This window comes from Pantoea sp. X-Soil-YNGN-785 (assembly GCF_059730585.1).
Genome location: NZ_AP035943.1, coordinates 395,148 through 417,582, shown reverse-complemented (window position 1 = coordinate 417,582; position 22,435 = coordinate 395,148). Strand labels below are relative to the sequence as shown.

The following is a 22,435-nucleotide window of genomic DNA, read 5'->3' as shown; positions in this document are numbered from 1 at the left end:
CTTAGCGTTTCGCTTGCCAGATGCGCTGCTGGTAATCGCGGATCGCGCGATCGGAGCTGAACATGCCACAGCGCGCGGTATTGAGGATGGTGGCACGCGTCCAGGCCTCCTGATCGCTCCACAGCAGTTCAACCTGCGCCTGTGCGTCCAGGTAGGGCTGGAAGTCAGCCAGCACCAGATAAGGATCGCCGCCTTCCGGGCCAAGACTGTGCAGCATCGCGTCAAACGCGTGCAGGTCGCCCTGGCTGAAGGTGCCATCTTCCAGCGCCTGTAACACCTGATTGAGCTGTGTATCTTTTTTGCGCCACTGGGCCGGGGCATAGCCCTCTGCTTTTAATGTCTTCACCTGTTCCACGGTATGCCCGAAGATAAAGATGTTCTCGCTGCCGACCTGCTCAGCGATCTCAACGTTGGCGCCATCCAGTGTGCCGATGGTCAGCGCACCGTTAAGCGCCAGCTTCATGTTACCGGTGCCGGAGGCTTCTTTTCCGGCGGTAGAGATCTGCTCAGAGAGATCGGCGGCGGGAATTAGCCGCTCGGCAACGGAGACGTTGTAGTCGGGAATAAACACCACTTTCAGCCGGTCGCCAATACGCGGATCCTGATTAATCACCTTAGCCACTTTGTTGATGGCGTAGATGATATTTTTTGCCAGCGCATAGCCCGGCGCGGCTTTGGCACCAAACAGCACCACGCGCGGCGCGCGATTCGCCTGCGGATCGCTGACCAGCGTCTGCCACAGCGCAATGATGTGCAGCAGGCTGAGATGCTGACGTTTGTACTCATGCAGGCGCTTAATCTGCACATCAAACAGCGCGGTCGGGTCGATTTCGATACCGGTGCGATTTTTGATCCAGCCGACCAGCGCCTGTTTGTTCTGCTGCTTGATGGCGCGATAGTCCGCGCGGAAGGCGGCGTCATCTGCAAAGGCTTCCAGTCCCTGCAGGGCATCGAGATCGTTCAGCCACGGCTTGTTCAGCGTTTGGGTGATCAGCGCACTCAGCGCCGGGTTGCACTGATTAATCCAGCGGCGCGGCGTAATGCCGTTGGTGACGTTATGGAATTTCTCCGGCCACAGCTGGTGATACTCCGGGAAGAGATCCTGCACCACCAGTTTCGAATGCAGCGCTGCCACGCCGTTAACGGCAAAGCCGCTGGTGACGCAGAGATTGGCCATCCGCAGCTGGTTGTTATGCACCAGCGCCAGTTTGGCCCATTTTGCGTCATCGTCCGGCCAGCGCGCCTTGACAGCCGTTTTCAGCTGCGCGTTCAGGGTGTTGATAATCATCATATGGCGCGGCAGCAGGCTGCGCACCAGCCGGACATCCCAGCTCTCCAGTGCTTCCGGCATCAGGGTGTGGTTGGTGTAGGCGAAGGTGTGCTGGGTGATCTGCCACGCGCGATCCCAGCTCAGCTGATGCTCGTCCAGCAGCAGACGCATCAGCTCCGGAATCGCCAGCGTCGGATGGGTGTCGTTCAGCTGGATCACTTCGTAATCGGCCAGGGTTTCAATGCTGCGTCCGGCCAGATGATGACGACGCAGAATGTCAGCCAGCGCGCAGGCGCACTGGAAATATTGCTGCATCAGACGCAGTTTTTTACCGTTCTGGTGATTGTCGTTGGGGTAGAGCACTTTGGTCAGTTTTTCTGCATCAATGCCCTGTTGTTCCGCGCGCAGAAAGTCACCGTCATTGAAGCGACCCAGATTAAACGGCTGCGCATGTTTCGCCTGCCACAAACGCAGTGGCTGACTGATGCCATTCTCAAAACCGACCACCGGCAGATCCCAGGCTTCACCAGTCAATTCAAACGCCGGCTGCCACTGCGGCTGCCGCTCAACGGTCACCACTTTACCGCCCAGTCCGACCCGAACGTTGAGCGCGGCATTGTGGTTAAACCACGGATAGCGATCGCGCTGCCAGTCATCCGGGCCTTCAATCTGTGCGCCCTGTTCAAAGCGCTGGCGGAACAGTCCGTACTGATAGTTCAGACCGTAGCCCGTCGCAGGCTGACCCACGTTCGCCATGGAATCCAGGAAGCAGGCCGCCAGACGACCGAGGCCGCCATTGCCCAGCGCCGGATCCGTTTCGTTTTCCAGCACGTCGGTCAGTGAAACGTTCCAGGCCGAGAGCGCATCGTTAACCGCGTCATACCAGCCCAGGTTCAGCAGGTTGTTGCCGGTCAGGCGGCCAATCAGAAACTCCATCGACAGATAGTTAACATGGCGCAGGTCTGTCGGGACCGGGGGAGCAGGCTGCGCGGCCAGCATATCGGCCAGCGCACCGCTGATTGCCTGCCACCACTGTGCGTGGGTCATCTCCTGCGCATCGCGCAGGCCAAAACGCTGCCACTGACGGGTCAGGGCCGCGTTGAACTGAGTCGGGTTGAAATCGGGCTGTGTCATGGTTGATGTCCTGTAAAAACAAAAAATGGCTCAATGTGGCGACAGTCTGCCCGGGTGGAAATCATTGCTCATCCTCCTGAAAAGAATTAGGGCAGGAGGATAGGGAGGGTGGAGAGTATGAGGCTAATCCGAAATCATCACAGGAGTGTGATTGCGCCCGCTTTTGTAAAGTTTAATTAATGGGTTTGCTTGCATTCATCTGACGAAATGCTGAACCTGTGTAAGGAATAATTACGAAGCGTAAAATAATGATGCGCTCGACAAATGGAGAAACGCGCGCCCATGTTAATACCCGCCAAACTCAGTCGCCCGGTGCGTCTTGAAGGCACCGTGATCCGCGAGAGATTGCTGCAAAAGCTCACCGCTGCCGGTAACTATCGGCTGGTGCTGGTGACCAGTCCGGCGGGCTACGGTAAAACCACACTGGTGTCACAGTGGGCGGCGGGAAAAAGCGATCTGGGCTGGGTTTCTTTAGATGAGGGTGATAATCAGCCGGAACGCTTCGCCGATTACCTGATCGCGGCACTGCAACAGGCAACACACGGCGGCTGTCCCCGCAGTGAGCTGCTGGCGCAGAAGCGGCAATATGTGAATCTCAATGCGCTGTTTTCCCAGCTGTTTATCGAGCTGGTGGAGTGGCAGCAGCCACTGTGGCTGATCGTTGACGACTACCATTTGATCACCAATCCGGTTATCCATGACGCGATGCGCTTTTTCCTGCGCCATCAGCCTGAAAATCTGACCCTGATTCTTATGTCTCGTAACCTGCCGCAGCTCGGTATCGCTAACCTGCGGGTGCGGGAACAGCTGATCGAACTGGGCAGCCAGCAGCTGGCGTTCACCCATCAGGAAGCGCGCCAGTTTTTTGACTGCCGTCTGGCGGCCCCGCTGGAAAGCGAAGAGAGCAGTCGCCTGTGTGATGATGTCGCGGGCTGGGCGACGGCGCTGCAGCTGATTGTACTATCGGCACGCCAGGGAGCCAGTTCGGCGCAGCATTCCGCCCGGCGTCTCTCCGGCATTAATGCCAGCCATCTCGCCGACTATCTGGTGGAAGAGGTGCTGGATAACGTCGATCTGCCGACCCGCCATTTCTTGCTGAAAACCGCGCTGCTGCGCTCAATGAATGATGAACTGATCGCCTGCGTGACCCGCGAAGAGAACGGTCAGATGCGGCTGGAGGAGATCGAACGCCAGGGACTGTTTCTGCAGCGCATGGACGACTCCGGCTGCTGGTTCAGCTACCATCCGCTGTTTGGCAACTTCCTGCGTCAGCGCTGTCAGTGGGAACTGGCGGCGGAGCTACCTGCATTGCATCGGGCGGCAGCCGAGAGCTGGATGGCGCAGGGCTTTCCGGGCGAGGCGATTCACCATGCGCTCGCCTCGGGCGATGCCACCATGCTGCGGGACGTGCTGCTGAAGCATGCCTGGACGCTGTTTAATCAGAGCGAACTGCCGCTGCTGGAGAACTCTTTAAAAGCGCTGCCGTGGGAGATGATGCTCGACAACCCGATGCTGGTGCTATTGCAGGCGTGGCTGATGCAGACTCAGCATCGCTTTTCAGAAGTCGACAGCCTGCTGGCGCGTTTTGAGCAGGCCAGCTACTGCGAGATTGACGCGGCACTGCGCGGTGAATTTAATGCGCTGCGCGCTCAGGTGGCGATCAACGATGGCAAGACCGATGAAGCGGAGCGGCTGGCGAAAGTGGCGCTTGATACCCTGCCGGCCAGCCGTCACTACAGCCGCATTGTGGCAACTTCGGTGCATGGTGAGGTGATGCACTGCAAAGGCGAGCTGGACGATTCACTCAAGCTGATGCGACAGACCGAACAGATGGCGCGTCGCGATGAAGTGTGGCATTACGCGCTCTGGAGCCTGATTCAGCAGAGCGAAATTCTGTTTGCGCAGGGCTTTTTGCAGGCTGCTTATGAGATCCAGAGCCGCGCCTTTGTGCTGGTGGAAGAGCAGCATCTGGCGCAGTTCCCGCTGCATGAGTTTCTGCTGCGTATACGTGCCCAGCTGCTGTGGGCCTGGGGACGACTGGAAGAGGCGGAGCAGGCGGCGCGCGAAGGCATCAAGGTGCTGAACGGTTATCAGCCGCAGCAGCAAATCCAGTGTCTGGGATTGCTGGTGCAGTGCTCGCTGGCGCGCGGCAATCTCGATAACGCCCGCAGCTACCTGAACCGTCTGGAAAACCTGCTGAACAACGGCAACTGGCACAGCGACTGGATCGCCAATGCCGATAAAGTCCGGGTGATCTACTGGCAGATGACGGGCGAAAGCCAGAACGCCCGCAACTGGATGCGGCAGACACCTAAACCCGCCTTCGCCAACAACCATTTTCTGCAGGGCCAGTGGCGGAACATTGCCCGCGCGCAGATTCTGCTGGGCGATGTCAGTCAGGCGGAGGTGGTGCTGGAGGAACTGAACGAAAACGCCCGCGCCCTGCGCCTGATGAGCGACTTGAACCGTAATCTGCTGCTGCTGAATCAAATCTACTGGCAGACCGACCGCAAAGCGGAGGCGCAGCGCGTGCTTATTGAAGCGCTGAAACTGGCGCGCAGCACCGGCTTTATCAGCCACTTTGTGATTGAAGGTGAGATGATGGCGCAGCAACTGCGGCAGCTGATACAGCTTAATACCCTGAATGAGCTGGACAGCCACCGCGCCCGCCGCATCCTGCTGGAGATCAACAAATACCACCGTCACAAGTTCGCCCATTTCGATGAAGGCTTTGTCAGCCGGTTGCTTAACCATCCTGACGTGCCGGAACTGATCCGCACCAGCCCGCTGACGCAGCGCGAATGGCAGGTGCTGGGGTTAATCTATTCGGGCTACAGCAACGATCAGATTGCCGGTGAGCTGGCGGTGGCGTCTACCACGATCAAAACCCATATCCGCAATCTCTATCAGAAACTGGGCGTGTCACATCGCAGCGAAGCGATGAATCAGGTGCAGTCGCTGCTGAAAATGATGGGGTATGTCTGAGGGTATTAGGGGGACAGATTAATTGCGGAATATCGCTGGCGCGATACATTATCAGCATCACGTATATTCTGACCTCTTTATCCAGTCTGTGCCTTAAAACGAATAGCTGAGCGGATTGCTGCACCAGAAGAGAGACGTAACTACCCACCACAAATAGCCGGTGAAATGCGTTAATCCTCTGCTGGCCGTCTCTGTCAAAAGCCGTTACGACCAAAGACTATTCCGTGAATAAGCCTATCTGAAAGTATAAGCAGAAGGATCTATAGCTAAGAAAATTCTGTGTGCAAGCGTAACCCGCGCTATGTTAATATTTGTGCGCTTATTTAGCTCTCCTGCCGTGCGTAGCATTACTGGAACGCAGTATGACCGATAAATATCACCTTCATCATGACGTCGATGTGCTGCTTCTGCTGCGCCGCATCTGCCAGATCGCCTTAACGCTACTTATTCTGCTGGGTCTTCATCCCTCTGTTGCGCTGGCCGGGATAAAGGATAACAAGGCTAATCGTATCGTCAGCGGCATCATCAGTTTTACCCACTGGCAAAATTTAAATAAACCGCCTGAATTATGTGTTTTTACTTCAGCGCGCCATCTCTCTTTGCCGGAAAACAGCGCCGCTGCAGCAGCGACATTCACCGTTGTCTATCTTACGGGTGCAGGTGATCTCGCGTCGCATCGCTGCGACGCTCTTTATTTCGGCGATCAGACACCGCGGCAGCAGGTGGAGATTATTGAGCAGCTGAAGGGAAAAGCGGTGCTTACCCTGGCAGAGAACAATGCGGAATGCGCTGTGGGTGCCGCTTTTTGCCTGATTTTTCAACCGGACCATACGCACTTCTCCGTTAATCTCGATTCACTTGCCAGAAGCGGTGTCAGAGTGAATCCGGATGTGCTTTTACTCTCCCGCGAGGGAAGTGAATGAAATGAAATTCGATAAACTAAAGCACGATAAATCATCCATCCGCAATAAACTGCGGAAAATAAGCACCATCAATTCGGCGGTGATATTACTGTTGTGCTGGTTGTTGCTGTCATCGACGTCGCTCATTTTTATTAAAAACTATGAGAAATGTAACCTTGATTTAATCGGCTCAACGCTGAGCACCACGCTCACTGCGGCAACCGTATTTGCCGACAGCTACGATGCGCGTAATAAAATCGAACGGTTTGGCAATGAGGGCATGTATGACTCTGCAAAGCTGGTTACCCGCGATAACATCGTTCTGGCTAAGTGGCATGCACAGCGGGAACAGACAGGATGGTTTTCACGGTTGCTGCGTGAGTGGATTTACCTCAAACCGCTTAACGTCAATATCATTCATGCTGACGTCGTTGTCGGCACCCTGACGCTGGAAGGCACCGTGACTGGCGCGGTGAGTTTCCTTCAATACTCCTTCATGATCCTCTCTGTCGGGATGCTCTGCGTGTTGATTATTTCACTGATGCTGAGTGAATTTCTGCATCGGGGTATTATTGCGTCGCTCCGCACCATTACCAGTTCGATTCACTATGTGATTCACTCGGGTGATTTTTCCCTGCGTATTCCGGGTGGCCCGATCAGAGAATTTCAGCTCTTTTCCGATGACCTCAACTCCCTGCTGATGGAGATGCAGTCACTCAAGGCGTCGTTGCTTCGTGACAATCGCTCGCTGGCAGCGAAAGCGCTATCCGATCCGCTGACCGGTCTTGCCAACCGCAGCGCCTTTTCTGCTCGTCTGACTCAGCGCCTTGACCAGCCACATGAGCACGAACGCTTTGCGCTGCTATTTCTGGATGGCGATCGCTTCAAGAGCATCAATGATAACTGGGGTCATGCCGCCGGAGACGAAGTATTAAAAGCGATAGGCTCGCGTCTTTTATCGCTGGCGTCTGAACAGGATTTAGTCGCGCGTTTAGGTGGGGATGAATTTGCCATGCTGGTCAGCAGCCAGACGAGTGAGGCGCAGTTACAGCAGCTTATGCAGCGCATTGACGACACCATCGGGGAACACATTCTTATTGCAGAGGGCATGCCGGTTACGACCTCGGTAACCATTGGCTACGCGTGGTCACAGCCTGGTGATACGGTTGAATCTATTCTTGAACGTGCCGATATGAACATGTACAAAAATAAGCGAAAAAATAGGGCGTAAATATGAAGAGAAACCTTTCCCTGCTATTGCTTACGCTGGCGCTGGTCGGTTGTCAGTCAAAAGCGCGTTTCAGCGACGCGCAAATCGCAGCGATGAAAAGTGCCGGATTCACGCAGAATATGGAAGGCTGGGGATTAGGCTTATCCGATAAGATCCTGTTCGGTGTAAACGAATCAGAGCTGACACCCTCCAGTAAGCTCACCATTCAGGGGATGGCGAAAAATCTGGCGTCGACCGGTATTCAGCATGTACGCATAGACGGGCACACTGACAATTACGGTAAACCCGATTATAACCAGCAGCTGTCGCTAAAAAGAGCGAACGCGGTCGCGGCTCAGTGGGCGGAAGGCGCGGCGATACCGCGTGAGAATATTGTGACGCGTGGCCTGGGCATGAGTTCACCGGTTGCCAGCAACAACAGCGCGCAGGGTCGTGCCCAGAACCGACGCGTGGCCATTGTCATCACCGCGCCGTAACTATTCAGCGGCCGCATAATTTTGCGGCCCGCATTTATGATAGTGGATTGCCTGATTAGCCATAGCGGGAAGCGTTACTGAAAAGGGGGCGGGACAGCGAAGTGCACGGTGGAATTCCACCGTGCATTTTTCCTGTCAGCGATAAAACGCTGGTCTGGCTGGCATAGTAACCGGCACGATCCCGCCGGACGTCTGCGCCGCAACGCAGGCATCGGCGGCTACGGCAGCGGCATAGCCATCCCACGCGGAGGGACCGGTCATCTCACCGCTGATGACATTGTTGATAAAGGCCTGTAACTCCACGTCATAGGCATCGATAAAGCGCTTTTTCCAGTCCGTCAGAATGGTGGTCGAGAGCTTTGCCGCGCTGCGCAGTTGCACCGAAACCGGCTCCGGCAGGCGTGCAATGCCGCTTTCACCCACCACTTCACACTGAATGTCGTAACCATATTCACAGTTCACGAAAATTTCGACATCAATGCGCGCGCCTTTAGTGGTCTCCAGCAGTACGATCTGCGGGTCACGCAGGTGAGACGACGCCTTACGGGTTTTACGCGGGAAGATCACCTGCACGCTGGCATAGTCATCATTCAGCAGCCAGCGCAGCACATCGAGTTCGTGGATCAGCGTGTCGGTGATCGCCATATCGGTGGTGTAGCTGTCACCCACTTCCGGGTTGCGGTGCGCGCAGTGCAGCATTAAAGGCTCACCAATCTCGCCGCTGTCGATCACCGCTTTCAGTGCACGATAGCCACTGTCGTAAGGACGCATAAAGCCGACCTGCACCAGCTGACGTCCCGCTTTGATCTCCGCCTCCACGATATTCATACAGCCCTGCGCGGTAACGGCCAGTGGCTTCTCGCAGAACACCGCTTTGCCCGCCTCAATACAGGCCAGCACAAAGGCTTCATGCGTCGGACCCCAGGAGGTGACCAGCACCGCGTTAACCTGCGGGTCGTTGATCAGATCAATCGCATTGTCATAAATGCGCGCTTCCGGTGTCAGTTCGTCAACAATCTGCTGGCAGTTGTCGCGGTTGATGTCATTGAGTGCCACCACGCGCGCATTCTGTAAAACGGTACTGCAACGGCGGATATGTTCGCGGCCGATTGCGCCGGTGCCGATAACACCAATGTTAATGGTCATAATGATTCCTTACGCTGAGTGGTTTAACAGCTGGATGCTGTTGCGAATTTCGCGGGTAATGTCCGCTTCCTGCCAGCTGTTCATCACGGAGGAGAACGGCTCAAAGGCATAAAGGCCGGTGTAGCCCATCTTCTCCAGCCGCTCTACCTGTTCTTTGCTGCGCAATCTATCATCTGCGCTGAGCATAATGCGCTCTTCGTCTGTCAACTGACTGACCGGGCGCGGGTCGGTGACGCCGGAGAGGTGAACCAGACCGATTTGCTGAATGTCGATTTCCTGCTCAAAGGTCTGCTCCGCATCCTCAAACAGATGATAATGGAAGGTGTCGATCAGCAAGCGGAACGGCACGCCCGCTTCGCGGATGAGCGTCTGCGCCTGGGTTGCTGAACGCAGTGAGCTTTGTGGAAAGCCGAGCGGCTCAACCAGCCCCTGAATGCCTGCGTCGGCGAACAGCGGGGCCAGCGTTTTCAGCGCGCTAATGGTGTCGGCGGCGCTGAAGGGCGTGCCGTCATTGAGCGGGCAGAGCACCAGTGATTCTGCGCCGACAGCCTGCGCATCGCTTAACAGCTGGCGGGCGCGTTGCAGCACCTCTTCATTCAGCTGGTTAAACGGATAGAGCGCGTTGATGGTGACAATCCGGATGCCTGACTCACGCGCCAGCGCTTTTACCTCATCGCCGCTGAGATCGTCGGTGACGCGTCCGCCGGGCATATCATTGCGCAATTCGACATTGTGGATACCGAGCTGGCTGACCAGTTTAAAAAACTGCGGGATGCTCAGGCTGGGCGCTATTTTACGATTGACGCAAAAACGCGCATTGGGAATATTCAGGCTCATAACAGTTTCCTTAAATTATGGGTGCGGTGTTAAGGGCGATCGGGTCGTCATGCCTCATGACATTTTTTATTTCATTCACAGCGAGCAGGGGTTATTTGTTGCCGTTATAGAGCGCATAGAAATAGTGCTCCACCTGCTCAAGACTTCTTCCCCGGGTCTCGGGAATAAACTTCACAACAAAAACAGAACCGCCGATGCCGATTGCGGCGAATATAAAGAAGGCACCGGCCAGACCAAATGCGGCTAATAACAGCGGGAAGGCCATGGAGATGGCAAAATTCGCAATCCACAGCGAGAAGACCGCGCCGCCCATACAGATGCCGCGCATCCTGGCCGGGAAGATTTCCGACAGCAGCAGCCAGGTGACCGGTGACAGCGCGCCCTGCTGGAAGCAGAGAAACATCAGCATGCCCGCCAGCACCAGATAAGCCCGAACCAGGTTGACTGTGCCGTTGAGATATTCCGGCATCAGCCAGCAGACCAGCCCGATAAAGAACAGGCAGCAGGTGCAACCCATCTGTCCGATTAACACCAGCGGGCGACGGCCCGTTTTGCCGATTAACCAGATGCCGGCCAGCGTCATGACCACGGAAATCACCCCGTTGGCGATGGTGGCGAACAGCGCGGCATCGTTGCTCAGCCCGGCGGCGGTGAGCATGGTGGGCGCGTAATACATGATGGTATTGACGCCGGTCAGCTGCTGAATCGCAGCGATGCCAACGCCCAGCAGGAAGATTTTCATCAGCCAGGGCGTCGCGAGATCGCGCAGGCGGCCTTTACCCCGCTGGCGGTTCTCTTCGATGGTTTCTTCAATCTCTTCCAGTTCCCACTCAACATCTTCAGCGGCGCGGGTTTTTTCCAGCACCTCACGTGCAGCCTGGCTGCGGCCTTTCATCACATGCCAGCGCGGGGTTTCAGGCATAAATATCATGCCGATCCAGAGCAGAGCGGCGGGAACTATCGACAGCGCCAGCATCCAGCGCCAGGTATTTTCGCCGCCCCAGATATCGTTAAAGGTGGCGTTTGAGATATACGCCAGCAGCTGACCGCTGACGATCATCAGCTCCTGCAGAGTGACCAGCTGGCCGCGTTTATTGGCGGGGGCGATCTCTGCGATGTAAACCGGCACGGTGGCCGCGGCACCGCCCACGGCAAAGCCCAGGAACAGGCGAGAGGCGATCATCCAGGTGACATCCGGCGCCAGGGCAGAGCCGATAGCGCCAAAGGCGAAGATCAGCGCCAGCGCAATGATGATGCGGCGTCTGCCCAGGCCATCTGCCAGATGACCGGCCGCCAGCGCGCCAAAGGCGGCACCAAACAGCAGGGAACTGGTGACCAGCCCGGTGGTAAACGGGGTGAGATGCAAATCGCCGCGCATAAACAGTAGCGCGCCCGAAACCACGCCCGTGTCATAACCAAACAGCAATCCACCCAGGGTAGCGACCAGCGCAATAATCTTCACAAAAGGCTCGGTGCGGGTGGCGCTATTTGGACCGGAGGCCGGGTTCGACGAAATATAAAGTTCTTTTTCCATGAAAACTCCTGGTAATAACAACAAAGACAAAACGTCAGAACATGAAGAAGCCATCACCCTACTGATATTTTTATTTCGGGTTAAATTATATTTGAAACTTAGTTTTCATTATGTGAGTTCAAGCCTTCCGCGCTTTTTATTTTGATGGGATTCCATCAAATCAAAAATAAAGGCATTAAACTTAAAGGGTTTATTTGTGGGGATAAAAGATTGCGGATATTTCGGGCAGGGAAAAATGGGCACCAATGCCGGGCCGAAAAGAGCAGAGGAACAGGGTCAGGATGAAATTTCCTAACCGCTGTAATCAGAAGTAAGCCGGTATCAGCGAATGGCGAGGGCGTTGAGTGCCGACAATAATGCATCCACTTTTGGCAGGAACTGTTTGCGGCGTGGCCACACCACGCTCAGCGTCAGCCCGTCGGGCTGTAACTGCGGCATAATAATTTCCAGTTCACCGGCGGCCACGGCGCGCTGAATCAGCCAGGAGGGCATCTGCGCGACACCCAGTCCGGCAATGACTGCCTGAAGCTGTGCATCGACGTCGCCCAGTGCCAGCCGATAGGGCACGTCGCGCCAGTGGGGCTGACCATCTTCGGTGGTAAACAGCCAGGGTTTGGTTGTGCCATCCACGCGCTCATAAAGAATTGCAGGATGGTTCAGCAGCGCTGCTTCATTTTCAGGACGGCCTTCGCGGTCAAGATAGGCGGGAGAAGCACAGAACTGCATCTTTTCGCGACCCATGTTACGCCAGCCCAGCGACGCGGGAAGGTCGGGCGCACCGCCGATCCGCACTGCCACATCCACGCCTTCCTCAAACAGGTCAACAAAGCGATCGGACAAACTCAGGCTCAGTGCCAGCTCCGGATTTTGCTGGCAGAAGGGCATCAGCACCGGCATGACGTTGAGGCGTCCAAAGGTGGTGGGTACTGCCAGACGCAGACGGCCGGATGGAATGGTGCGCTGGGCGGCCAGTACCGCCTCGGCTTCGGCCAGATCCTCCAGCACCCGCAGACAGGTCTGATAGTAGGCGCTGCCCGCGTCGGTCAGATTCAGGCTACGCGTGGTGCGCTCCAGCAGCCGCGAGCCTAAGCGCGTCTCCAGGCGGCTGACGCTTTTGCTGACCGCCGAGCCGGTCACGTGCAGACGTTCAGCCGCGGCGGTAAAGCTGCCGCACTCCACGCTGGCGACAAAGGGCAGAATATCTTTGAGGCGATGATCGTGCATCGATTAGTGAACTCAGGTTGAGAATGCTGTGAATAAATGCCAGAGATAAGAACTGAATTCTCTATTAGGCTTAGCATTACGCAAAACGAGGAGAAATCAAATGAAAAAGCACGCTTTGATTGTGGGCATCAGCGGCGTTATTGGTCGCGCACTGGCAGATAAATTACAGCAGGAGGGCTGGCAGGTCAGTGGCCTGTCACGCGGACGTGGTGCAGTACCTGAAGGCGCAACCAGCCTGACCGCCGATCTGACCGATGCAGATGCTGTGCGTGACGCATTGAAAGAGGTCAAACCGGACGCGCTGTTTTTCAGCGTCTGGGCGCGTCAGGAAAATGAGAAAGAGAACATCCGCGTTAACGGCGGCATGGTTCGCAACGTGATTGAAGCCCTCGGCGATCGCCTGAAAGGTTCACACGTCGCGCTGGTGACCGGGCTGAAACACTACCTGGGTCCATTTGAAGCGTATGGCAAAGGTGCCGTGCCGGTTACGCCGTTCCGTGAAGAGCAGGGGCGTCAGCCGGTCGATAACTTCTACTATGCGCAGGAAGATGAAGTGTTCGCGGGCGCAGAGAAGTATGACTATCGCTGGAGCGTGCACCGTCCGCATACCATCATCGGCTATGCCGTAGGCAACGCGATGAACATGGGGCAGACGCTGGCGGTTTATGCAACATTGTGCAAAGAGAAGGGCTGGCCGTTTATCTTCCCGGGTTCGCCGGAGCAGTGGAATGGTGTCGCGGATATGACCGATGCCGGTCTGCTGGCCGAGCAGCTGCACTGGGCGGCAACGTCACCGAACGCCGCGAATCAGGATTTCAACGCAGTCAATGGCGATGTGTTCCGCTGGAACTGGATGTGGCCAAAACTGGCTGACTACTTCGGTATCGAAGCCGCAGAGTACCCGGCGCAGATGATGCCGCTGGAAAATCGCATGCAGGAAGCTGACAGCGCATGGCGGGCGATTGCAGAACAGCATCAGCTGCGTGAGGCTGATGTCACTAAGCTGGCTTCATGGTGGCATACCGATGCCGACCTGGGCCGCCCAATGGAAGCTTTCACCGACATGAGTAAGAGCCGCAAAGCGGGCTTTACCGGCTACCGCAGTACGCTGGACTCCTTTACGCAGCTGTTTGATAAACTGAAAGCGGAAAAAGTGATTCCGGAATAAACCCAGCAGGCGCCGCATCAGGCGCCTGTTTCGTTTCTGGCAGATAGCTATACTCTGACACCTGATCAGTGAATGGAGGAGTGGATCTTATGGCGACATGTTTCATTATCGGTGCGGCGGGCAAGGTGGGCCAAAAGCTGACCCGTCAGCTGAGCAGCAAAGGTCACACTGTCACGGCATTGCACCGTAAGCCGGAACAGGCTGATACCCTGCAGGCCGCAGGCGCTAAGCCTGTCGCGGGCGATATTCAGCAGCTTAGCGTGACGGCGCTGGTAGCATTGATGACCGGTCACGACGTGGCGGTCTTTACAGCGGGTGCGGGCGGTGCCGGTATCGCGCTGACCAATGCCATCGACGGTGAAGGGCTGAAGCTGGCTGTCGCAGCCGCAGAACAGGCTGGCGTGTCGCGTTTTATACTGGTATCCGCTTTTCCGGATGCGGGCCGCGGTAAAACGCCATCAGAGGGATTTGAGAACTACATGCGGGTGAAGCGTCTGGCGGATGCGGAGCTGGTGGCGAGCAAGCTGGAGTGGGTAATCCTGCGGCCTGGCACGCTGACCGATGAAGCTGGTACGGGTCGGGTGCATGCAGATCTGGCGATCCCCTATGGTGAGATCCCGCGCGAAGATGTGGCGGCGACGCTGGTCGGGCTGATTGAGAATCCGGCGATTAAGTATCAGATCGTCGAACTCACCAAAGGCGATGAGCAGATCGATGTGGCGCTGCAACGGTTGCAGCGGGGTTAACAAGGTCTGATAGCGGCGCTTTCATTCAGTGACTGCAAATGAAAGTAAGCGCCGGCTATTTTTAACTCTCTAAATTCAGGACATTTCTGTCGTTATTCTCAGCTTGTCACTTTATGAGGACAGCCATTAAAAACCCCACCGTAGCGGAGCGAGGATGCGGCCTGAAGCAGAGTCTGTTAAAGACTTAGAGCAATACGCTTGCCGTCGGGTAACGTGACATCGAGAGTCAGCTCTCCTCCCAGACCGGCAATATAGCGTCTCAGCGTTGAGAGCTTAGGATCGTTATCAACGTTTTCTATTTTAGCAACAGAAGGTTGTTTGACGCCTAAAACTTCAGCTAGATGCGTCTGTGAAACAGATAATTCCTCACGCAGTCTGGCAAGTGTGATCTCCTGACGGATTTCAGCAGCACGGGATTCTATTCGCGTACGGCTCTGCGGGGAGCGTTTAGCCATCATTTCTTTAAGCGTTGCCATCGTCTTTAATCTCCGGTGATGCCAGATGCGAGGTGAACTCGGCATCTGCAATTTTAATCATACGTTTGTAGAACAGTTTTTCATCTTCACCTTTTTTATCTCCTGCACACAGGACAATCGCCTTGCGTTCAGGATCAAAGGCGAAGAACGCGCGAAATGGATGTCCGCCAACCTGTACTCGCAACTCTTTCATGTTTTTATATTCAGACGCTTTAACCTGATCCACATGCGGACGCCCTAATTGAGGGCCAATCTCTTCAAGTATCAGCAAGTAGGCTGCAATCTCTTCCTGAACATCGTCGTTCTGCTTTTCATACCAGACATCAAACAGCGTTCTTATGATGACTTCCCATGTCATTAATCCATCTCCATATAACCTGAAAGCTATGATTAGCTTATAACCTGTGAGGTATAATGGCAAATTATCATGAGTGCAAAATTGGTGGGTAAAGAACCATTTTGTCTGGATTGACAATCAAGTTTGAGCTTCAGATCTGGCACCACGAGGATCAGTATGTGCAGGATCTCTCTGACAGCTAAGTGGCCTGATTTTCCTCATAAAAAAAGCCCCGAAAACGGGGCTTTTTTCTTATCTGACGCAGTTTTTACTTCACGCATTTCGCGCAGTGCGCGCGCTCAATATGCTGGAAGAAGTCATTACCTTTGTCATCGACCAGGATAAACGCAGGGAAGTTCTCCACCTCGATTTTCCAGATCGCTTCCATTCCCAGCTCAGGATACTCCACGCATTCCAGACTCTTGATGCTCTGCTGCGCCAGCACCGCGGCCGGGCCACCGATGCTGCCCAGATAGAAGCCGCCATGTTTATGACAGGCATCCGTCACCTGCTGGCTGCGGTTACCTTTTGCCAGCATGATCTTGCTGCCGCCGTGGGCCTGCAGCAAATCAACGTAGGAGTCCATGCGGCCTGCGGTAGTCGGGCCGAGTGAACCGGATGCATAACCTTCAGGCGTTTTGGCCGGACCGGCGTAATAGACCGGATGATCTTTAATGTACTGCGGTAATCCTTCGCCGTTATCGATGCGCTCTTTGAGTTTGGCATGAGCAATGTCGCGCGCCACGATAATGGTACCGGTCAGTGACAGACGGGTAGAAACAGGATACGCAGAAAGCTGCGCCAGAATTTGCTCCATTGGACGGTTGAGATCAACCTGTAACACCTCACCTTCGCCCTGCTGACGCAGCGCTTCCGGTATCAGGCTGCCTGGGTTGGCTTCCAGTTTCTCAATCCAGATACCTTCGCGGTTGATCTTCGCTTTGATATTACGGTCAGCCGAGCAGGAGACGCCCATGCCGATCGGGCAGGATGCGCCGTGACGCGGCAGACGCACCACGCGGATGTCGTGCGCGAAATATTTGCCGCCAAACTGCGCGCCAAGGCCGAGCTGCTGCGCCGCTTCCAGCAGTTCCTGCTCCAGCTGAACGTCGCGGAAAGCCTGACCGTGCTCATTGCCTTCGGTTGGTAAGCCGTCGTAATAGTGCGTAGAGGCGAGCTTAACGGTTTTCAGTGTGCTTTCAGCCGATGTGCCGCCGATAACAAACGCAATATGGTAAGGCGGGCAGGCTGCGGTGCCGAGGGTGCGCATTTTATCCACCAGGTAATTTTTCAGCTTGCCGGGGCTCAGCAGCGCTTTGGTTTCCTGATAGAGATAGGTTTTGTTAGCGGAGCCGCCACCTTTAGCGATACAGAGGAATTTATACTCATCGCCATCGACGTTGTAGAGGTCGATCTGCGCCGGCAGGTTAGTGCCGGTGTTCACCTCTTTGTACATATCCAGCGCAGCATTCTGTGAATAGCGCAGGTTATCTTCGATATAGGTGTTGTAGATACCCTGTGACAGTGCGGCTTCATCACCGCCACCGGTCCAGACGCGCTGGCCCTTTTTGCCCATGATGATCGCGGTGCCGGTATCCTGACAGGTTGGCAGCACGCCTTTGGCGGCAATTTCAGAGTTTCTTAAAAACTGCAGGGCGACATATTTGTCATTGTCGCTGGCTTCCGGATCTTCAAGGATGGAGGCTACCTGCTGCTGATGGGCCGGACGCAGCATGAAAGAGGCGTCGTGGAAAGCCTGCTGACTCAGCAGCGTCAGCGCCTGCGGGTCGACTTTAAGGATCTCCTGACCCTCAAACTCGGCGACCGAGACATGCTCGCGAGTCAGCAAATAGTATTCAGTATCTTCGTGGGACAGCGGAAAAGGGTTCTGATAGACAAAAGGTTTGTTCGACATTTTTTCTCACTTAATGACCGGCTGAACCTCCGCGGGCAGGCTGCGGGGCGCAACATCATAGGCGAATTCATTGTTTATTATGCTTCCCCGCCGCGGGTGCGACGGGGAAGTGAAGGAATGGTATCTTATAACGCGTTGATCTGCATGTTGTATCCGTCAGAACATCCACACCATCCACGGATAAGCAATCACCATCATGGAGACCAGGAAGATGGCACCAAAGATGGTACCCAGACGCCAGTAATCTTTAGTCGGCAGATAACCGCTGCCGTAATAAATCGGGCTTGGGCCAGTGCCGTAAGGGGTGATGATGCCCATCACACCCAGAGAGGTACACAGCATCAGGCAGAAGACCGGCATATTGATGCCCGGGATTGAGGCTGCAATGGTCAGCATGGCCGGTAACAGGGCTGTGGTATGCGCGGTGGTACTGGCAAACAGGTAATGCAGCAGGAAGAAGGCGATTAACAGCACTACGGCTGAAATCTGTGGGTCGTAACCCTGCAGCAGCATGCCACCTTCTTTACCTAACCAGGCGATAAAGCCGACACGGGCCAGACCATCAGCCAGCGCCACCAGCGTTGCGAACCAGGCAAAGGTGTTCCAGGCCGGTTTATTGCTGGTAATGTCGTTCCAGTTCAGGACGCCTGTCCAGAGCATCAGTACCACCACCAGCAGGGCAGCCATCGCAGGCTCAATCCATGAGGTGGCGAAAATCCACATCAGCAGGGCACAGACCACGAACACCAGCAGCAGGATTTCGTTACGGGTCAGGCGGCCCAGTTTTTCCAGTTCAGCGATAGCCCATTTCGGCACTTCATCGTTGATTTTGACTTCAGGCGGATAGAACCAGTAAGCCAGCAGCGGCATAGTCAGAATCAGCAGCACACCCAGCGGCAGGAAGGCCAGGAACCACATACCCCATGAGATATCGAAACCGATGATGCTTTTTACCAGCGCCAGTGCCAGCAGGTTAGGTGCCAGCGCTGACAGGAACATTGAGCTGGTAATACAAGCTGCGGTGATGGCAACCCACATCAGATATGAACCGATCTTACGGGCGCTCGGGTCGTTGGGTTTAGAGCCATACAGCGGAGGCAGGTTAGCGATAATCGGATAGATAGTACCGCCACTGCGCGCGGTGTTGGACGGTGTGAAGGGTGCCAGAAGCAGATCAGCGAAAGTAATGGCATAACCCAGTGTCAGGCTGCGGCGACCCAGATACTTCACCAGAATCAGGGCCAGACGACGACCAAACTGCGTCTTGTCATATCCGGCGGCGAACATAAAGGCACCGAAGATGAGCCAGACGGTGGAGTTGCCGAAACCGCTGACCGCCCACTTAAAGGACTCACTGGCGACTTTGAATTTCGGGTCAGCCAGTTCCGCCGGGCTGAAAAGGACAAACTGACTGAACAGGGCGATAGCGACGACGCCGGTCAGGCCGATAACAGCACCCGGCAGCGGTTCAAAGATCAATCCGACAATCACGCCGACAAAGATGGCGAAGAAGTGCCAGGCGTAGGGTTCAAGACCGGCCGGCGTCGGCACCAGCAACAGCAACACGGCAACGATGACTGGCAGAGCCAGCATGATAGCTTTCTTTTTACCCGCCGCCGCAGGTGCGGCTTTAGGGGGTTCAGTTACAGCTGAGAGTGGTTTCATAGTATTTTATCTGCAAGTTGAGAAGAATGCGATTTGCGCCCCGGACCTTCACTGATGACTTTCTTATTTATTCTTAATGGTGTGAATAAACCGCGATGCACTGATTTTTTTAATCTGCTGCTGCACTATTGAGCAGCATATTTAAATCCATGTAAATATGATGCGATTTTTGCAAATATAGATTTTGATCCAGATCAAAGAAATTTATTCATTATTCCCCATTTTTAACATTTATTTTTTATTTATATTTCTGGCATCGACATTCTGACAGTTTTGTGAAGCTAATCGACAAATCTCCGGAAGGTCTGACCCGAAGTATTCATCTTAACATTCTGATGATTAAGGGTAAATTATTTATGTAAATGGATGGTTGATTTTTAGTTACCCATGGTTAACAATTAATATAACCTCACTTCCTGAATTCAGCAAATAAAGACTCTGAATCGATTAAAAGTTAAAAAAGTAAATTTATCGCTTATGAAAGCAAAGAAAAGGGTATATTAGATGTATGACATCGGACCACTTAATTAAGCGATAATTTGCGTCCGCTAAAAATTTCCAGACTTTTAAATCTTGGAGTTTATCGCAATGAAATCTCTCACCCCCATCCTTAATCCCCTTACCCTGCCTGGCGGCGCTGTGTTGAAAAACCGACTGGTGATGGCTCCTATGACCACCTGCACCGGTTTTTATGACGGAACGGTCACCAGCGAACTGGTCGAGTATTACCGCGCACGTGCAGGCAGCATCGGAACCGTGATCGTCGAGTGCTGCTTCATTGATAACCGCGGCCCGGCGTTTCCGGGTGCCATCGCTATCGACAGCGACAACAAAATTCCCGGCCTGAAACGCATCGCGGACGCGATTAAATCTGAAGGCTCTACAGCCATTCTGCAGATCTATCACGGTGGCCGCATGGTCGAGCCGGAACTGATTGGCGGGAAAACACCGGTTGCGCCGAGCGCCATTGCCGCACCGCGTGAAGGGGCAACTAAACCCCTGGCGCTTAGCGCCGAAGAAGTTGAAACCATGATCACCAAATTTGGTGATGCGGTGAACCGTGCTATCAAAGCCGGTTTCGACGGCGTCGAAATTCACGGTGCTAACACCTATCTGATTCAGCAGTTCTATTCTCCGAACTCTAACCAGCGTGATGACAAGTGGGGCGGCAGCCGCGATAACCGCGCACGCTTCCCGCTGGAAGTGCTGGAGATCACCCACAAGATGGCGGAGCGCTTCGCCCATAATTCGTTCATCATCGGCTATCGCTTCTCACCAGAGGAGATCGAAGTCCCTGGCATCCGCTTTGATGACACTCTCTATCTGCTGGAAAAACTGGCTGCGCGCGGACTCGACTATGTTCACTTCTCTGTCGGTCAACTGCTGCGCCCGTCCATTGTCGATACGCAGGACCCGACGCCGCTGATCGAGAAATTCGTTGCGATGCGTTCGCCCGTGCTGGCAAAAGTGCCGGTGATTGGTGTGGGCGGCGTGGTAAATAAAGCCGACGCCGAGCTGGCGCTGGAAAAAGGCTACGATCTGGTAGCGATTGGTAAAGCCTGTATCGCCTATCCGAACTGGGCTGACCGCATCATCAATAACGAACATCTCGAACTCTACATCGACAGCAACAAACGCGAAGAGCTGCAGATCCCGGAACCGCTGTGGCGCTTCTCACTGGTTGACGCGATGATCCGCGACATGAGCGAATCGGGCCGTAAATACAAAGCGGGTGTTTACCAGGAGAAAGTTGAAGCCGAAGCGCTGAAGCTGAAAATCAACGTTACACTGGATACCGACCGAATTACCGACATCTCGCTGGTGCCGGACGACACGCTGGATGTGGATTTCACCACCACCTTTGAAAGCCTGCGTAACCGCATTCTGGTGGCTAACAGTCCCCACGTTGATGCGATTACCGGCGCGACCACCCAGAGTGAAGCGCTGAAAAAAGCGGTTTCCCGTGCGCTGACCACCTCCAGCAAAGAGCATGTGATTGAAGAGGGTGGTAACCCTAACGCACCGCAGAACTACGATGTGGTGGTTGTGGGCAGCGGCGGTGCCGGTCTGGCGGCCGCGATTCAGGCGCATGATGAAGGCGCACGCGTGGTCATCATCGAGAAGATGCCGACCATCGGCGGCAACACCATCAAAGCGTCTGTGGGCATGAACGCCGCTGAAACCCGTTTCCAGAAACTCAAAGGCATCGAAGACAGCAAAGAGCTGTTTTTTGAGGAGACGCTGAAGGGCGGTCAGTTCAAAAACAATCCGGTGCTGCTGCGTGAGTTTGTTGACCTGGCACCTGAGGCGATAGAGTGGCTGGCGGATAAAGGCATTGAGCTTAACGACATCACCATTACCGGCGGGATGAGCATCGACCGAACTCACCGTCCGGCTGACCGTTCAGCGGTGGGTGGCTTCCTGATCAGCGGCCTGGTGAAAAACATCAACAGCCGCAACATCGAAGTGCTGCTGGAAACCTCGGTTGCTGAGATCCTCTATGAGAATGGCGCAGTCGCGGGCGTGAAAGTCGTCGATGAATATAACGACAGCCGTATCCTGAACGCTAAAAGCGTGATTGTGGCAACCGGTGGCTTCAGTGCAAACCGTGAGCTGGTGGTGAAATACCGTCCTGAACTCGATGGCTTTGTCACCACCAATCACAAAGGTGCGACCGGCAGCGGTATTGCGATGCTGGAGAAAATTGGTGCCGGTACCGTGGATATGAAGGAAATCCAGATTCACCCGACGGTTGAGCAGACCACCTCTTATCTGGTCTCTGAATCGATTCGTGGCGGCGGCGCTATCCTGGTCAGCCAGGCCGGTAAGCGTTTCTATAACGAAATGGAAACCCGCGACAAAGTCTCGGCGCAGATTATTGCTCTGCCAGAGAAGAGTGCCTGGATTGTGTTTGACGAGCAGGTGCGTATGAATAACAAAGCGGCTGATGAATATATCGCCAAAGGCTTTGTGGTCAGCGCGCCAACCGTGGCGGAACTGGCGGTGAAACTCAACATGAGTGAGCATCACACGCTGGAAGCGACGCTGGCCCGTTACAACAACTTCGTCATCATGCAGAAAGACGAAGATTTCGGTCGCCAGACTGCACTGCGTCATCCGCTGAGTGAAGCGCCATTCTACGCGATTCGTGTCGCACCGGGCGTGCATCACACCATGGGCGGTGTCACCATCGACACCACCACCGCGGTGCTGGACAGCCAGAAACAGGTGATTAACGGTGCCTGGGCGTGTGGTGAGGTGGTTGGCGGCATTCACGGCGCGAACCGTATCGGCGGTAACGCCGTTGCAGATATCATCATCTTCGGTATCCTGGCCGGCGGTAACGCTGCCGCCTACGCCCGACGTTAACGGTAGTCTCCGGCATCCGC

At 54.9% G+C, this 22,435-nt stretch carries 16 protein-coding genes; 7 read left to right on the top strand and 9 right to left on the bottom strand.

Translation table 11 applies throughout. The annotated features are described in order from the left end of the window. Nucleotide 1 precedes the first annotated feature (1 nt). Complete coding sequence (gene malP, locus AC6I8E_RS20580; RefSeq protein WP_497824745.1) at nt 2–2,404, bottom strand: maltodextrin phosphorylase; 2,403 nt, start codon at nt 2,402–2,404, stop codon at nt 2–4. Between the two features lie 282 nt (nt 2,405–2,686). On the opposite strand from malP, the gene malT reads away from it, so the two are divergent. From malT to yfiB, 4 genes are all read left to right on the top strand, one after another. Then, the gene (gene malT, locus AC6I8E_RS20575; RefSeq protein WP_313677328.1) at nt 2,687–5,389 is read left to right on the top strand and encodes an HTH-type transcriptional regulator MalT; all 2,703 of its coding nucleotides are present in this window, start codon (nt 2,687–2,689) and stop codon (nt 5,387–5,389) included. Nucleotides 5,390–5,751: 362 nt separating this feature from the next. Next, on the top strand, nt 5,752–6,312 hold the full coding sequence (gene yfiR, locus AC6I8E_RS20570; RefSeq protein WP_497824744.1) for a regulatory sequestration protein YfiR: 561 nt from the start codon (nt 5,752–5,754) through the stop codon (nt 6,310–6,312). A 1-nt stretch (nt 6,313) separates the two neighbouring features. Next, the gene (dgcN, locus tag AC6I8E_RS20565) at nt 6,314–7,522 is read left to right on the top strand and encodes a diguanylate cyclase DgcN/YfiN (protein WP_041456499.1); all 1,209 of its coding nucleotides are present in this window, start codon (nt 6,314–6,316) and stop codon (nt 7,520–7,522) included. Nucleotides 7,523–7,524: 2 nt separating this feature from the next. Beyond that, nucleotides 7,525–7,998 (top strand): outer membrane lipoprotein YfiB, encoded by a 474-nt coding sequence (gene yfiB, locus AC6I8E_RS20560; protein WP_033785025.1) that lies wholly within the window; start codon nt 7,525–7,527, stop codon nt 7,996–7,998. A gap of 135 nt (nt 7,999–8,133) precedes the next feature. Here the strand turns inward: yfiB and iolG are convergent, their stop codons facing one another. The 4 genes from iolG to AC6I8E_RS20540 form a co-directional block, all read right to left on the bottom strand. Further along, nucleotides 8,134–9,144 carry a bifunctional inositol 2-dehydrogenase/D-chiro-inositol 1-dehydrogenase gene (iolG, locus tag AC6I8E_RS20555; protein ID WP_107320387.1) on the bottom strand — a complete coding sequence of 337 codons (1,011 nt, stop codon included), beginning with the start codon at nt 9,142–9,144 and terminating at the stop codon, nt 8,134–8,136. A gap of 9 nt (nt 9,145–9,153) precedes the next feature. Continuing rightward, nucleotides 9,154–9,981: a TIM barrel protein gene (locus AC6I8E_RS20550; RefSeq protein ID WP_497824743.1), complete on the bottom strand. Its 828-nt coding sequence runs from the start codon at nt 9,979–9,981 to the stop codon at nt 9,154–9,156. A gap of 91 nt (nt 9,982–10,072) precedes the next feature. Further along, entirely contained in the window at nt 10,073–11,515 is a 1,443-nt protein-coding gene (locus AC6I8E_RS20545) for a sugar porter family MFS transporter (protein WP_497824742.1), read from the bottom strand. Between the two features lie 321 nt (nt 11,516–11,836). Next, nucleotides 11,837–12,739, bottom strand: a complete 903-nt coding sequence (locus tag AC6I8E_RS20540; protein WP_107320384.1) for a LysR family transcriptional regulator — start codon at nt 12,737–12,739, stop codon at nt 11,837–11,839. Nucleotides 12,740–12,839: 100 nt separating this feature from the next. Between AC6I8E_RS20540 and AC6I8E_RS20535 the strand changes: the two genes are divergently transcribed. Both AC6I8E_RS20535 and AC6I8E_RS20530 read left to right on the top strand, forming a co-directional pair. After that, nucleotides 12,840–13,907, top strand: a complete 1,068-nt coding sequence (locus AC6I8E_RS20535) for an SDR family oxidoreductase (RefSeq protein WP_013196196.1) — start codon at nt 12,840–12,842, stop codon at nt 13,905–13,907. Nucleotides 13,908–13,996: 89 nt separating this feature from the next. Then, the gene (locus AC6I8E_RS20530) at nt 13,997–14,653 is read left to right on the top strand and encodes an SDR family oxidoreductase (RefSeq protein WP_095707759.1); all 657 of its coding nucleotides are present in this window, start codon (nt 13,997–13,999) and stop codon (nt 14,651–14,653) included. A gap of 176 nt (nt 14,654–14,829) precedes the next feature. Here AC6I8E_RS20530 and AC6I8E_RS20525 read toward each other — a convergent pair whose 3' ends face one another. The 4 genes from AC6I8E_RS20525 to AC6I8E_RS20510 form a co-directional block, all read right to left on the bottom strand. Continuing rightward, complete coding sequence (locus AC6I8E_RS20525) at nt 14,830–15,129, bottom strand: helix-turn-helix domain-containing protein (protein ID WP_095707760.1); 300 nt, start codon at nt 15,127–15,129, stop codon at nt 14,830–14,832. Beyond that, a complete protein-coding gene (locus tag AC6I8E_RS20520) occupies nt 15,116–15,487 on the bottom strand; it encodes a type II toxin-antitoxin system RelE/ParE family toxin (RefSeq protein ID WP_201251293.1) in 372 nt (123 codons plus the stop codon). The genes AC6I8E_RS20525 and AC6I8E_RS20520 overlap by 14 nt, the downstream gene beginning before the upstream one ends. A gap of 247 nt (nt 15,488–15,734) precedes the next feature. Then, nucleotides 15,735–17,381, bottom strand: coding sequence for a class I fumarate hydratase FumA (gene fumA / locus AC6I8E_RS20515; protein WP_497824741.1), 1,647 nt, complete (start codon nt 17,379–17,381; stop codon nt 15,735–15,737). Nucleotides 17,382–17,537: 156 nt separating this feature from the next. Further along, on the bottom strand, nt 17,538–19,046 hold the full coding sequence (locus AC6I8E_RS20510; RefSeq protein ID WP_013196201.1) for an anion permease: 1,509 nt from the start codon (nt 19,044–19,046) through the stop codon (nt 17,538–17,540). A 588-nt stretch (nt 19,047–19,634) separates the two neighbouring features. On the opposite strand from AC6I8E_RS20510, the gene AC6I8E_RS20505 reads away from it, so the two are divergent. Further along, on the top strand, nt 19,635–22,415 hold the full coding sequence (locus AC6I8E_RS20505) for a flavocytochrome c (RefSeq protein ID WP_312216202.1): 2,781 nt from the start codon (nt 19,635–19,637) through the stop codon (nt 22,413–22,415). Nucleotides 22,416–22,435 lie beyond the last annotated feature (20 nt).